The sequence below is a fragment of the Streptomyces sp. RLB3-17 genome (assembly GCF_007113425.2).
GTDB lineage: Bacteria > Actinomycetota > Actinomycetes > Streptomycetales > Streptomycetaceae > Streptomyces > Streptomyces mirabilis_D.
Genome location: NZ_CP041610.2, coordinates 9,687,972 through 9,700,111, shown reverse-complemented (window position 1 = coordinate 9,700,111; position 12,140 = coordinate 9,687,972). Strand labels below are relative to the sequence as shown.

The 12,140-nt window shown below is 71.6% G+C and carries 14 protein-coding genes; 3 read left to right on the top strand and 11 right to left on the bottom strand.

The annotated features are described in order from the left end of the window. Positions 1 to 216: 216 nt before the first annotated feature. From FNV62_RS43610 to FNV62_RS43600, 3 genes are read left to right on the top strand one after another with little or no spacing between them, the layout of a single operon-like run. The gene (locus FNV62_RS43610; RefSeq protein WP_054232698.1) at positions 217 to 396 is read left to right on the top strand and encodes a hypothetical protein; all 180 of its coding nucleotides are present in this window, start codon (positions 217 to 219) and stop codon (positions 394 to 396) included. Further along, positions 393 to 998 carry an RNA polymerase sigma factor gene (locus FNV62_RS43605; protein ID WP_143610048.1) on the top strand — a complete coding sequence of 202 codons (606 nt, stop codon included), beginning with the start codon at positions 393 to 395 and terminating at the stop codon, positions 996 to 998. The genes FNV62_RS43610 and FNV62_RS43605 overlap by 4 nt, the downstream gene beginning before the upstream one ends. Beyond that, positions 998 to 1,669, top strand: a complete 672-nt coding sequence (locus FNV62_RS43600) for a hypothetical protein (protein WP_097287316.1) — start codon at positions 998 to 1,000, stop codon at positions 1,667 to 1,669. Before FNV62_RS43605 ends, FNV62_RS43600 begins: the two co-directional genes overlap by 1 nt. A gap of 23 nt (positions 1,670 to 1,692) precedes the next feature. Here FNV62_RS43600 and FNV62_RS43595 read toward each other — a convergent pair whose 3' ends face one another. The 11 genes from FNV62_RS43595 to FNV62_RS43545 all read right to left on the bottom strand — a co-directional run bounded on the left by FNV62_RS43595 (position 1,693) and on the right by FNV62_RS43545 (position 12,067). Next, positions 1,693 to 2,229, bottom strand: a complete 537-nt coding sequence (locus FNV62_RS43595) for a GNAT family N-acetyltransferase (protein ID WP_205523188.1) — start codon at positions 2,227 to 2,229, stop codon at positions 1,693 to 1,695. Beyond that, positions 2,226 to 2,801, bottom strand: a complete 576-nt coding sequence (locus tag FNV62_RS43590) for a helix-turn-helix domain-containing protein (protein WP_054232702.1) — start codon at positions 2,799 to 2,801, stop codon at positions 2,226 to 2,228. The genes FNV62_RS43595 and FNV62_RS43590 overlap by 4 nt, the downstream gene beginning before the upstream one ends. A 67-nt stretch (positions 2,802 to 2,868) precedes the next feature. Beyond that, positions 2,869 to 3,774 (bottom strand): LysR family transcriptional regulator, encoded by a 906-nt coding sequence (locus tag FNV62_RS43585; protein WP_054232703.1) that lies wholly within the window; start codon positions 3,772 to 3,774, stop codon positions 2,869 to 2,871. Positions 3,775 to 3,805: 31 nt separating this feature from the next. Beyond that, positions 3,806 to 4,999: a glycine C-acetyltransferase gene (locus FNV62_RS43580; protein WP_097287312.1), complete on the bottom strand. Its 1,194-nt coding sequence runs from the start codon at positions 4,997 to 4,999 to the stop codon at positions 3,806 to 3,808. Positions 5,000 to 5,048: 49 nt separating this feature from the next. Next, the gene (gene tdh, locus FNV62_RS43575) at positions 5,049 to 6,077 is read right to left on the bottom strand and encodes an L-threonine 3-dehydrogenase (protein ID WP_054232705.1); all 1,029 of its coding nucleotides are present in this window, start codon (positions 6,075 to 6,077) and stop codon (positions 5,049 to 5,051) included. A 165-nt stretch (positions 6,078 to 6,242) separates the two neighbouring features. Continuing rightward, positions 6,243 to 6,833 carry a GAF domain-containing protein gene (locus tag FNV62_RS43570; protein WP_143603781.1) on the bottom strand — a complete coding sequence of 197 codons (591 nt, stop codon included), beginning with the start codon at positions 6,831 to 6,833 and terminating at the stop codon, positions 6,243 to 6,245. A gap of 105 nt (positions 6,834 to 6,938) precedes the next feature. Then, entirely contained in the window at positions 6,939 to 7,526 is a 588-nt protein-coding gene (locus tag FNV62_RS43565; RefSeq protein ID WP_054232707.1) for a GTP-binding protein, read from the bottom strand. Further along, positions 7,504 to 7,875 (bottom strand): DUF742 domain-containing protein, encoded by a 372-nt coding sequence (locus FNV62_RS43560; RefSeq protein ID WP_054232708.1) that lies wholly within the window; start codon positions 7,873 to 7,875, stop codon positions 7,504 to 7,506. Before FNV62_RS43560 ends, FNV62_RS43565 begins: the two co-directional genes overlap by 23 nt. A gap of 2 nt (positions 7,876 to 7,877) precedes the next feature. Beyond that, positions 7,878 to 8,318 carry a roadblock/LC7 domain-containing protein gene (locus tag FNV62_RS43555; protein ID WP_060894670.1) on the bottom strand — a complete coding sequence of 147 codons (441 nt, stop codon included), beginning with the start codon at positions 8,316 to 8,318 and terminating at the stop codon, positions 7,878 to 7,880. Positions 8,319 to 8,410: 92 nt separating this feature from the next. After that, entirely contained in the window at positions 8,411 to 10,477 is a 2,067-nt protein-coding gene (locus FNV62_RS43550) for an ATP-binding protein (protein ID WP_144316084.1), read from the bottom strand. 357 nt (positions 10,478 to 10,834) lie between these two features. Then, positions 10,835 to 12,067 carry an MBL fold metallo-hydrolase gene (locus FNV62_RS43545; RefSeq protein ID WP_143656335.1) on the bottom strand — a complete coding sequence of 411 codons (1,233 nt, stop codon included), beginning with the start codon at positions 12,065 to 12,067 and terminating at the stop codon, positions 10,835 to 10,837. Positions 12,068 to 12,140: the final 73 nt, after the last annotated feature.

Below are 12,140 nucleotides of genomic sequence, written 5' to 3'. Positions count from 1 at the left end.
ACAGCGGTCGGCGGGTTCGGTCACTCCCGGCCCCCGCCCGAGATGGTCGATGATTGAACCAGCTGCGATCGGATCGATACTGACCGTAATATTTTTCGAGCACCGGCTGCACGTTCGGGTCGCCCCGGACGCTTCATGGGTGGAGGCGGATGGTGCCTCTGGTGCCGGGGTGGGGACACGGCATCTTCGATCAGCACAGGTACAGGGGAGGACCCCGTGCAGCAGAGCGCTGCCGCGTGGTTGTTCGAGATCGCGCTTGGCATGAGGGTGTTCGGCCCGGACGTCGTCCGTGGCTGCCGTCGGCTCCTGACGGCCGGCGTACGGATCGGCATCACCGGACTGACCGGCACCCGCGCCCCGTCCCGCTCCGCCGAGTCGACCCGGGACGTCCCGTGAACGGCGACGGCGGGCCGGAGGAGACCGGCGGGGCCGTCGGCGCACCGCGGGCGGTACCCATCGACCAGTGGGACCCCACCGTGCAGATGGCGTACTGGGGTTTCCACCATCAGCGCCGCCAGGACTACATGCGCTACGCCTATCTCCAGCTCGGCTCCGACGCCGACGCGGAGGAGGCCGTGGACCTGACCTTCGACCAGGTCATGGACCGCTGGCCGCGAATGCTGCGGATGGAGAACCTGGAGGGCTACGCCTGGACGATCCTCAAGCGCCGCATCATCGACATGCACCGCAAGCGCCGGCGCCGCCCGGAGCTGATGGAGATCGCCGCCTTCGAGGCGGCGCTCGCCGATCCGGCCGGGGATCCGTACGACACGCTGACCGACGCCATCGCCCTGTACGTCGCGGTCGGCTCCCTGAGCGAGCGGCAGCGGGACGCGATCCTCCTCTACTACGGCATAGGTTTCACGGCCGCCGAAGCCGCCGTACTCATGGGCAACGAGGAGGCCACCGTCCGCTCCCAGCTCCGTACCGGTCGGCGGCGCCTCGCCACCCTGCTCAAACTCCGCTGCCCGGAGCACTCCGACGGGAAGAACCCCTGATGAGCACCCTGCCGTCCGACCGCCGCACCATCGACGAACTGTTGGCCAAAGCGCGTACGCAGGATCGTTACGCCGACTACGACCTCGCGGCCGCCGAAGCCCGTCTGCGCAGCCGTCAGGCGGCCCGGCACCGCCCGCGCAACCCCGATGCCGCGTTCGTGCGAGCCGTGTGGACCACCCCCGAGGACGACCGCACCCCGGACGCGGACCGCGCCTGGTGGGACCTGAACGCCGTGAGCCTGCTGGTGTTGTTCGGGCCGGACGCCGACCGTCATCTGAGCGAGTTCATCGACAGCCAGTACGCGGACAAGACCGGCGCCCTGGTCTTCGCGTGTCTGCTGCACGTGGCGGGCGACAGCAGCGGGGCGCGCTTCTGGTGGCGTTTCGCGGCCGGGGTCGGCCACCAGGTCGCCGAGTACTGCCTGTTCCTCGAACACGCCCACAGCGGTGAGTACCACGACGCCGACCACTGGCGCACCCAACTGGTGCGCGAGCACTTCGAACCCACCTACATGTGCGGCGCCCGCGTCACCGCGCCGGTGGTCAATCCGGCGTTCATCGACCACGTCCACCCGCACATCGCCCGCCCGCACCACCCGGAGATCGGCATCGTCCCGCTCCCCCGGCCGCCTCTCGTGAAGGAGTTGCGCCACCTGACCTCCCTGCTGTAGCCGCGGCCGGGAGCGGCGGCTCCTCACGAGCCGGGGACCGTCGCTCCCACCCGCTTGTAGAAGATCGTCGTCGGGCGCAGCTCGCCCGACGGCGTCGCCGCGTAGTCGGGTATCGCCCCGAGCCGGGTCCAGCCGGCGGAGCGGTAGAGGGACTCGGCGGGGCTGTCGGTCTCGGTGTCCAGGTGCAGGAGGGTGATTCCGGCGGTGACGGCCGCGTGCTCTGCGGTGGTCAAAAGGCCCCGGCCGAGGCCCTGTCCGCGGCCGTCGCGGTGCACCATCAGTTTCACCAGCTCGGCGCGGTGGCGGCTGTTGGGTTTGTCGGGGAAGACGAGGCTGACGGTGCCCAGGATCCGGTCCGCGGTGTGCGCCACCCACACAGCGAGGCGTCCGGCCGACACCGCGTCCACGCGCTCCTCCCACCAGGCGACGGCGGTCGCCCGCTCCAACGGGGCGAGGAAGCCGATCGAGGCCCCGCCGTCCACGGTGTCGATCAGCAGCTCGGCCAGCTCGCCCACCGAGGCGCGAAGTCGCCGGGCGTCCAGCCGGGAGACGGTGGTCACGGCAGCACCACCGCCAGCGCGTACCGTACGTCCTCGGGGCCGGGACACCGGAAGCGGGTGGGCCCCCACACCCGCAGCCGCAGACAGTCCCCGGCGTCGAGCCGGTGTTCGACGTCCTGCGCGGTCACCTCCAGCGTTCCGTCGAGGACCCAGATGTGCTGCTCCAGGCCGGGCACGGGCGGCCGGTCGTAGGCGAGGTCGGCGCCGGCCCCGAGCCGCCCCTCGACCAGTTCGCCGCGCAGCCCGGCGTGCGGCGGTGACACCGATCGTCGTACGAATCCGGAGGCCTCGTCGGCCCAGACCGTCTGGTCGGCCGCCCGCACCACCGGAACGGGCTCCGCCTCGACCTCGCTGAGCAACTGCGACATGGTGCGTCCGTACACGGCGCACAGCCGGTTCAGGAGTGAGGCCGTGGGGCTGATCTCGGCCCGCTCGGCACGGGAAAGCGTGGAGCGGCTGACCCCGCTGCGCTCCGCCAACTCCCCCAGGGACCAGCCACGTTCGGAGCGCAGCTCGGCCAGCCGGGCCCCGAGCCGGACATCGACGACATCGAGCTCCCCATCGTTTCCCATATTCGGGATGTTATCCCAGATATGGAACCAGGATGCCCCGCCGACCACTCCCGTCCGCCCACTCCCCTCAGTCCACCGTCGCGGCCTCCGCCAGCGCATCCAGCACCGGACGGATCAGCGGATGTCCCTCCGCGCCCCGGCGTACGGCCGCGAAGACCCGGCGCGTGGGCGCGACGCCGTCGACCGGTCGGACCTGCACGCCCGTGAGGTCCATGCCGCGCAGGGCGGAGCGGGGCACCAGGGCCACACCCGCGTCGGCCGAGGCGAGGGCGACGACGGCCCGGAAGTCGTCGGAGGAGTGTTCGAGACGGGGTTGGAATCCGGCGTTCTCGCAGGCCAGGACGACCACGTCGTGGCAGGGGTTGCCGGGGTACGGGCCGATCCACGGGTCCTTGGCCAGCTCGGCGAGCGGGACCTCGGCGGCGTCGGCGAGCCGGTGGCCGAGCGGGACGACCGCGTCGAAGGGCTCGGCGTACAGGGCTACGGGGGTCAGGCGCGGATCGTCCGCGTCCGGGGCGCCCCGGTACTCGACGGCGACCGCGATGTCGACCAGCCGGTCGAGCACCATCGGCAGACTGGCGTCGCCCTCGGCGTCCTGGACACGGACGTGGATGCCGGGTGCCGTGCGGGCGAGCCGGGCTAGCGCGGGGGCCACCACCAGGCCGATGCCGGTCGCGAAGGAGGCGACGGTGACCGTGCCCGCCGAGCCCGCGCTGTACGCGGCCAACTCCGCCTCGGCACGCTCCAGTTGGGCCAGCACCTCGTTGGTGTGGCTGAGCAGGATCTCGCCGGCCGGAGTCAGCCGTACGCCCTTGGCGCCGCGCTCGACGAGCCGGTGGCCGGTCTCCTGCTCCAGCGCGGTCAGCTGCTGGGAGACGGCCGAGGGGGTGAGATAGAGCGCGGCGGCCGCCGCCGTGACCGTGCGGTGGTCGGCCACCGCACGGAGGATGTGGAGCCGCCGCGCTTCGATCATGCGACCGATTCTCTCAGGTCACAGGCGTCTTTCAGCCCTCGAGCTCCGCGCGGGCCGACACGAACGCGTCGACCGCCCGGTTCACGTCCTGCGTCGAGTGCGCGGCCGAGAGCTGGACCCGGATCCGGGCCTGGCCCTGCGGGACGACCGGGTAGGAGAAGCCGATCACGTAGACGCCGCGCTCCAGGAGGAGCTCGGCCATGCGCCCGGCGACGGACGCGTCGCCGATCATGACGGGGGCGATCGCGTGGTCGCCGGGGAGGATGTCGAAGCCCTCCGCGGTCATCCGGGAACGGAACAGCGCGGTGTTCTCGGCGAGGCGGATGCGCAGGTCGTCGGCCGACTCCAGCAGGTCGAGCACCTTCAGGGAGGCCGCCGCGATCACCGGGGCGAGCGTGTTCGAGAAGAGGTACGGGCGCGAGCGCTGGCGCAGCAGCGCCACGATCTCGGCGCGGGCGGCGACATAGCCGCCGGAGGCGCCGCCGAGTGCCTTGCCGAGGGTGCCGGTGATGATGTCGACGCGGTCCATGACACCGTGCAGCTCGGGGGTGCCGCGGCCGCCGGGGCCGACGAAGCCGACGGCGTGCGAGTCGTCGACCATGACCATCGCGTCGTAGCGGTCGGCGAGGTCGCAGATCTCCTTCAGGGGCGCGACATAGCCGTCCATCGAGAAGACGCCGTCGGTGACGATCAGCCGGCGGCGCGCGTCGGACGCCTCCTTGAGCTGGGCCTCCAGGTCGGCCATGTCACGGTTGGCGTACCGGAAGCGGCGCGCCTTGGAGAGGCGGATGCCGTCGATGATCGAGGCGTGGTTGAGGGCGTCGGAGATGACCGCGTCCTCGGCGCCGAGGAGGGTCTCGAAGACGCCGCCGTTGGCGTCGAAGCAGGAGGAGTAGAGGATCGTGTCCTCCTGGCCGAGGAACGCGGACAGACGCGCCTCCAGCTCCTTGTGCACCTCCTGCGTACCGCAGATGAAGCGGACGGACGCCATGCCGTAGCCCCAGCGGTCGAGGGCCGCGTGGGCGGCGGCGACGACCTCGGGGTGGTCGGCGAGGCCGAGGTAGTTGTTCGCGCAGAAGTTGAGGACCTCGCCGGGCCGGCCGCCCGCGGTGACGCTCACGGTCGCGGACTGCGGGGTGCCGATGACGCGCTCGGGCTTGTGCAGACCGGCGGCGCGGATCTCGTCGAGGGTGGCGCGGAGGTCGTCGCGCACGGAGTCGAACATGGAGGGGCTCCTAGGGGGTTACGCGGTTCGGAGTGGCTCTTGCGGACGCTCACGCGCTCCAGTCGAGGATGACCTTGCCGCCGCGGCCGCTCGCGGCGTCCGCGAAGGCCGCCTCGTAGTCGCGGTAGCCGTAGCGGCCGGTGATGACCGGCGCGAGGTCGAGGCCGCCTTCGAGGAGGACGGACATCGCGTACCAGGTCTCGAACATCTCACGGCCGTAGATGCCCTTGATCGTGATCATGGAGGTGACGATCCGGGACCAGTCGACCGGGAACTCCTCGGCGGGCAGGCCGAGCATCGCGATCCGGCCGCCGTGCGTCATGTTGGCGATCATGTCGCGCATCGCCTCGGGGCGGCCGGACATCTCCAGGCCGATGTCGAAGCCCTCGCGCAGGCCGAGGGCGCGCTGCCCGTCGGCGATGGTCGACTCCGCGACGTTCAGCGCGAGGCTGGCGCCGATCTTGCGGGCGAGGTCGAGGCGCTCCTCGCTGACGTCGGTGATGACGACGTTGCGGGCACCCGCGTGCCGGGCCACGGCCGCGGCCATCAGACCGATCGGGCCCGCGCCCGTGATGAGGACGTCCTCGCCGACCAGGGGGAAGGACAGCGCCGTGTGCACGGCGTTGCCGAACGGGTCGAAGATCGCGGCGACGTCGAGGTCGACCGGGACCCGGTGCACCCACACGTTGGCGGCGGGCAGGGCCACGTACTCGGCGAACGCGCCGTCGCGGCCGACGCCCAGGCCGACCGTGGCGCGGCACAGGTGGCGGCGTCCGGCCAGGCAGTTGCGGCACTTGCCGCACACGAGGTGCCCCTCGCCGCTCACGCGGTCGCCCGCCTTGATGTCGGCGACGTCGCGGCCGGTCTCGACGACCTCTCCGACGAACTCGTGGCCGAGGACGAGCGGCGTGCGGATGGCCTGCTGCGCCCAGCCGTCCCAGTTGCGGATGTGCAGGTCGGTGCCGCAGATCCCGGTCCTGAGGACCTTGATCAGTACGTCGCCCGGGCCGATCTCCGGTTCCGGGACGTCCGTCAGCCAGAGCCCGGGCTCCGCCTTCTCCTTGACCAGCGCCTTCAAGGTGTGGCTCCCGTGGTGAGATCCCGGAGCAGGGCACGCCGAAGACGCCCGTACCGGGGAGAGGGGTGATTTCCCGGAGAAATCTGCCGCACGGGTGCGCCGTTGGTCCATCGAGGATTTCTTAAGCGCGGCCGCAGCTTTCCTTCACGCCTCCGGCCGCGCGCGTCAGATCCCCCCGGTGTCCGCCCTGCGCTCGATCTGCTCGACCAGTTCCGCCGCCATCGACTTGATGGTCTCCAGGCCGGCCTTCCCCCACGGGCGCGGTTCGAGGTCGACGACGCAGATCGTGCCGAGGGCGATGCCCGTGCGGTCGATGAGCGGGGCCCCCAGGTAGGAACGGACGCCGATCTCGTCGACGACCGGATTGCCGGCGAAACGCGGGTAGTCGCAGACGTCTTCCAGGACCAGCGCCCTGCGGCGGACCACCACGTGGGGGCAGAACCCGTAGTCGCGGGTCATGTAGCGCCCGACGACCTTCGCGGTGCCGTCCGGGGCGGCCGGGAGCGGCCGGGTGACCGCGACGTTTCCGTCCGGGGTGTGCAGGCCCGCGAAGAACTGCCGGTTCTCGTCGATGAAGTTGACCATCGAGTACGGCACCGCGGCGACCTCGGCGAGCCGGTCCGCGAAGGCGTCGAAGGCGGGTTCCGTGTGCTCTCCCAGGCCCAGTCGGCGCAGCCGGCTGACCCTGGCGGGGGCGTCCTTGTCCTCCGGGGTCAGCAGCAGACGACCGGCCGGGCGCGGCGGGTCGTAACTCATCTACGGGCTCCCTGGTGTGGGGCGGGCGTCATGGTGTGGGCTCCGTGGCGGGGGACGTGGGTCGGGTGCCGGCTCAGCGGTCGAAGGCGTACGCCGGGTGCGGGCTCAGCGGATGGGTGCGTGCGTCGGCGCGTGGGCGAGGAGGTGGCGGACCAGGGTGAGCAGGGTCTGCACGCCCGAACTGGAGATCCGGGCGTCACAGCGCACGATGGGGATCTCGGGGTCGAGGTCGATGGCCGCGCGCACCTCCTCGGGGTCGTAGCGGTAGGCACCGTCGAACTCGTTGACGGCGACGATGAAGCCGAGACCGCGCTGCTCGAAGAAGTCGACGGCCGCGAAACAGTCCTCCAGGCGACGGGTGTCGGCGAGGATCACCGCGCCGAGCGCGCCCTCGGACAGCTCGTCCCACATGAACCAGAACCGCTGCTGCCCGGGTGTGCCGAACAGGTACAGGACGTGTTCCGGATCGAGGGTGATGCGGCCGAAGTCCATCGCCACGGTGGTCTCGACCTTGTTCTCGACGCCGTCGAGATTGTCGGTCGCGGCGCTGACCGTGGTGAGCAGCTCCTCCGTGCTGAGCGGCGCGATCTCGCTCACCGCGCCCACGAAGGTCGTCTTGCCGACCCCGAACCCTCCGGCCACCAGGATCTTCAGCGCGGTGGGGAAGGGGTCAGAGCTGTCGTCGTAGTCCATCGAGCACTGCCTCCAGAAGAGACCGGTCAGTGGGGTTGTGGTGGAACTCGGGCGGCTTGGTGGTCAGTGCCCCGCAGTCGACGAGGTCGGAGAGCAGCACCTTGGTGACCGCCGCGGGCAGCTTCAGGTGTGCGGCGATCTCCGCGACCGAGACGGGCGCCCGGCACAGTTCGAGTGCCTGGGTGTGCTCGGGGCCCAGGTAGCCCAGAGGTGTTGCCCCGGTGGCCATCACCTGCGACAGCAGGTCGAGGGCGGTGGTCGGCCGGGTCCGGCCGTTGCTGACCGTGTAGGGGCGCACCAGCCGTCCGGCCGCGTCGTCGAGCCAGGGCCCGTCGCCGGCCGCGGCCACGCTCAAGGCCTCATCGCAGGCGGTTCCACGGCGGCCTGCCGGGGCGCGGTCATCAGATACGGACGGACGCTCTTGACCAGCATCGCCATCTCGTAGCCGAGCACCGCCGCGTCGGCCTCCCGTCCGGCGAGCACGGCGAGACAGGTGCCGGAGCCCGCGGTGGAGACGAACAGCAGGGTCGAGTCGAGTTCGACGACGACCTGGCGTACGTCACCGCCGTCGCCGAAGCGCACGCCCGCGCTGCGGCCGAGCGAGTAGAGGCCGGAGGCGAGCGCCGCCATGTGGTCGGCGCTGTCCGGGTCGAGTCCGTGGACCGACTTCACGAGTCCGTCGCAGGAGAGGAGTACCGCGCTGGTCGTGTGCGGTACGCGCTGTACGAGGCCGCTCATCAGCCAGTCGAGATCGGATACATGGGCGTGGGCGGTCGGCGCGTCGCTCGCCATGGTGGATCGACTCCTTGAAGTACGCAGGTCTGCCGCAGCGGAGGGTGTGGGGGTGTGGGAGGGCGTGCGGGTGGGGGTCGTCAGGGGGGTGGTCATCCGGCCGTTGTGCTCCCGTCGTGCCGGGCCGTGTGGTCGTGTCCGGGCGCGGGTGCGTTGTCGCGGGTCCCGTGCGCCTCGTGCTGGGCGGGCGCGTGCGCCGTGTGGGTCTCGGATATGCGGGGCGCGCCGCCCGTGGACGTCCGGTCGACGCGCATCACATCGAGCGGCGGCAACGGGGCCAGGTGCAGCGGATCCGGGTGCGGCGGGTCCCGGTGCAGCGGGTCCGGATGCAGCAGGTCGGAGTGCGGCAGATCGGGGTGCGGCCGCTCCAGGTGCGCTGCTCCGCTGTGCGGTGCCTCCGGGCGCCGTTCCTCGGCGTGCTGGGCCTCCGCGAGCCCGATCCCCCGCTGGAACGCCGCCATCAGACAGGGGTCGTGGCCGACGACCTGCTCCGGATCCTGGCGGGGCAACGGCCCGTCGCGCAGTTGGGGTGCGATGTGCTCCTGGGCCCGCCGTTTGGGCAGTTGGGGCTTGCCCATGGTGCCGCGCACCGCGCCGTTGCGAGGGGTGGGCGGCATGGCCGCGTTCTCCGCGACCACGGGCCGGTCGTCGGGCCGGATGCCGGGCAGGGCGTCGGCCGGGTTGGGCCGCTCCGCGCGGGCGCCGCGCACGGGGAGCGGCGCCGGGCCGCTGCCGCCCGTGCCGGGCGCGGCGGGCTGCATCTGGTCCCGCTGTCCCTGTCGCGGCACGGAGGCCACCGTCGCGCCGGCGGACGACACGGGCGCGGTCGGCCCCGCCTGTGGCCCGGCGGTCGGACGCGGGCCGCCGGCCTTGAGCTGCTGCGTCTGCTGTGTCTGCTGTGTCTGCTGTGTCTGCTGGGACTGTGCTTGCGATACGTCGCCGATGGCGCCCGGCGGCGCGCCCAACAGCGCCTGCGGTACGACGAGTACGGCCTGGACACCGCCGTAGATGTTGGTCTGGAGCCGTACGTGGATGCCGTGCCGCCGGGCGAGCTGGGACACCACGAACAGACCGATCCGGCCGTCCTGGAGGAGGCTGGCCACATTCACCTGATCGGGGTCGGTGAGCAGCGCGTTCATCTTGTTCTGTTCGCCCAGGGGCATGCCCAGGCCTCGGTCCTCGACCTCGACCGCGAGGCCGGAGGTGACGAGGTTGACGCGCAGCAGGACTTGGGTGTGCGGGGCGGAGAACACCGTGGCGTTCTCGACGAGTTCGGCCAGCAGGTGGATGACGTCGGCGACGGCGTGCCCGCGCAGGGTGCCGTCGATCGGGGGCACCAGTTTGACCCGCGAGTACTGCTCGACCTCGGCGATCGCGGACCGCAGCACCTCGGTCATGGAGACGGGGTTGCTCCACTGGCGGCGCGAGACGGCGCCGCCGAGCACGGCGAGGTTCTCGGCGTGCCGGCGGATGCGGGTGGCGAGGTGGTCGACGTGGAAGAGGCCCTTCAGCAGGTCCGGGTCCTCGATCTCGTTCTCCAGCTCGTCGAGGATCGAGATCTCGCGGTGCACGAGGGACTGAAGCCGCCGCGCGAGATTGACGAAGACCTCGACCTTCTGCTCGCTGCCCGCCTGGCTGGAGAGTTGGGCCGCCTGCACGACGGCGGTGACGGCGCCGTCGTGCGCGCGGGAGAGGTCGGCGGCGAGCAGCTCGAACTCGTCGGCGTCCGGCTTGGGCCGTTGGCGCGGCTTGGGCGTGGGAGGGCTCTCGCCCCGGCGCAGGCCCTCGACGACGGCGCGGAGGTCGGCCTCGGTACGGGCGCTGCCGCGGCGCAGGGCGCCGATGCGTTCCCGCACGGACGTGGCGGCCCGGTCGGCGCCCACGGCGGCGATCAGGATGCCCGCGAGGGCCACGGACCCGGCGCCGGCGAGCACCGCCCACAGGACTACGCCGGGGCGTGCGCCGGTGGAGCGGACCGTGAACAGCACGGCCGCACAGCCGCTGAGCGCCACCGCGATCGGCGGCAGGACCGCCAGGCGCAGTAACTGGGGCCGTAGGCGGGTCTCGGGTTGCGGGTGGACCGTGCGGGCGACCGGCCGCCCGTGCCGCCCGCCCTCACGGCGGTCTGCGCGTGCGGCCGGTGCGCGGAGGTGAGACATCTGCGTCCTCGTACTGGTGCGTCGGGGGCCACGGGGGCTCCCGCGGGTCTGCGCGGCTCGGGCGTGCGCCATCGCGATGCCGGTCGAGAGAGCCGAAAAAATCGGCCCCGCGTCGCCCGACGGCAACTGACAGTAGTCGCCAAGGCATCATGTGCGGTGGGCAGTTGACAAACTCCCCCGGAAGGCGTCCCGCTCTGGTATGAGGCCTCGCACGGCAGACCGATATCCCTTTCGGACGCACGTTCCCTTGCGTCACCGATCCGATCAGAGCTGGTCAGAACCGGTCGCGAACAAACGGCGAGGGTCGGGGGGCAGCTCGCTCCCCGACCCTCGCCGTCAATCGGACATTCAGGAAATTCAGCTCGCGGGCACGGTCTCCGGCTCTCCGGTGCCTTCGGAAGCCTGGCCCACGACATCACCCGGAGTGTCGGAAACGGAGGCGTCCGCTCCAGACTTCTCGACGGCGGGCCAGCCACCCCTCGGCGGCATGGCCACACCACGCCACCAGGGCTCTGCCGGGACGGTCTCGGCGGTGGGCTCGAAGGGCTGCCCGGGGCGGGGCAGCGCGACACGGGCGCCCACCGCGTGCGCGGCTGCCATCGTGCCCTCGCCGGGCTCCACCCACGGGTGGGTCGCCAGGTTGAACGTGGCCCAGTGGATGGGCAGCATCACGCCGGTGGGGCGCCCGCCCTGGAGGTCCAGGTGGGTGCGCATGCCCTCCTCGGGCGTCATGTGGATGTCGGGCCAGAACTCGCTGTACGCCCCGATCTGGATCATCGTGATGTCGAACGGGCCGTGCTCGGCGCCGATGTCCTTGAAGCCCTCGAAGTAGCCGGTGTCCCCGCTGTGGTAGATCCGGTGCTCGTCGCCCGTCACCACCCAGGAGGCCCAGAGCGTGTGCTGGGTGTTGCGCAGACCGCGGCCGCAGAAGTGCCGGGCGGGTGTCGCGGTCAGGGAGATGCCGCCGACCTTGGTGCTCTCGTTCCAGTCCAGCTCGCGCACGCGGTCGGGCGAGACGCCCCAGTGCTCCAGGTGGGCGCCGACGCCGAGCGGCACCGCGAAGACCGTGTCCGTGTCGGCCAGGGCCTTGATGGTGGGCAGGTCGAGGTGGTCGTAGTGGTCGTGCGAGATGACGACGACGTCGACCGGGCCGAGCGCGGCCAGCGGCAGGGGCACCGGGTGCAGCCGCTTGGGCCCGACGAAGTTGAAGGGGGAACAGCGCTCGCCCCATACGGGGTCGAACAGCACTCGGTGCCCGTCTATCTCGGCGAGCACACTGGAGTGCCCCATCCAGGTGATCCGCAACCCGCTCGCCGCGGGCTTGGCGAGGTCGGCGAGCGTGGTCGGGTACACCGGCACCGTGCCCGCCGGGGCGCGGTGGGCGCGCTCCTCCTTGCGGAAGAAGACCTTCGCGAACTCGAGCATGGAGCCGTCGGGGCGGGTCCGGGCACTCACCGGGTTCTGGAAGACACCGTCCGCGAAATTCGGCGATCTGCGGATGCGCTCCATGCGCTCACCGCCGGGGTCCGCGCCGAAGGCGGCGGGCTGCAACGCGCGGAGCCCGGAGCTCAACGTACGGAAACCGGTCACGGTACCTCCAAGTGGAGTCGGTCAGGCCTCCCATTATGGTCGGCCCCTCTGACAGCGCCGGGTCGACGGTGTC

Coding starts and splice junctions, on each gene's coding strand:
- FNV62_RS43600 (WP_097287316.1), top strand. CDS start 998: ATGAGCACCCTGCCGTCCGACCGCCGCACCATCGACGAACTGTTGGCC.
- FNV62_RS43590 (WP_054232702.1), bottom strand. CDS start 2,801: ATGGGAAACGATGGGGAGCTCGATGTCGTCGATGTCCGGCTCGGGGCC.
- FNV62_RS43585 (WP_054232703.1), bottom strand. CDS start 3,774: ATGATCGAAGCGCGGCGGCTCCACATCCTCCGTGCGGTGGCCGACCAC.
- FNV62_RS43580 (WP_097287312.1), bottom strand. CDS start 4,999: ATGTTCGACTCCGTGCGCGACGACCTCCGCGCCACCCTCGACGAGATC.
- FNV62_RS43570 (WP_143603781.1), bottom strand. CDS start 6,833: ATGAGTTACGACCCGCCGCGCCCGGCCGGTCGTCTGCTGCTGACCCCG.
- FNV62_RS43565 (WP_054232707.1), bottom strand. CDS start 7,526: ATGGACTACGACGACAGCTCTGACCCCTTCCCCACCGCGCTGAAGATC.
- FNV62_RS43555 (WP_060894670.1), bottom strand. CDS start 8,318: ATGGCGAGCGACGCGCCGACCGCCCACGCCCATGTATCCGATCTCGAC.
- FNV62_RS43550 (WP_144316084.1), bottom strand. CDS start 10,477: ATGTCTCACCTCCGCGCACCGGCCGCACGCGCAGACCGCCGTGAGGGC.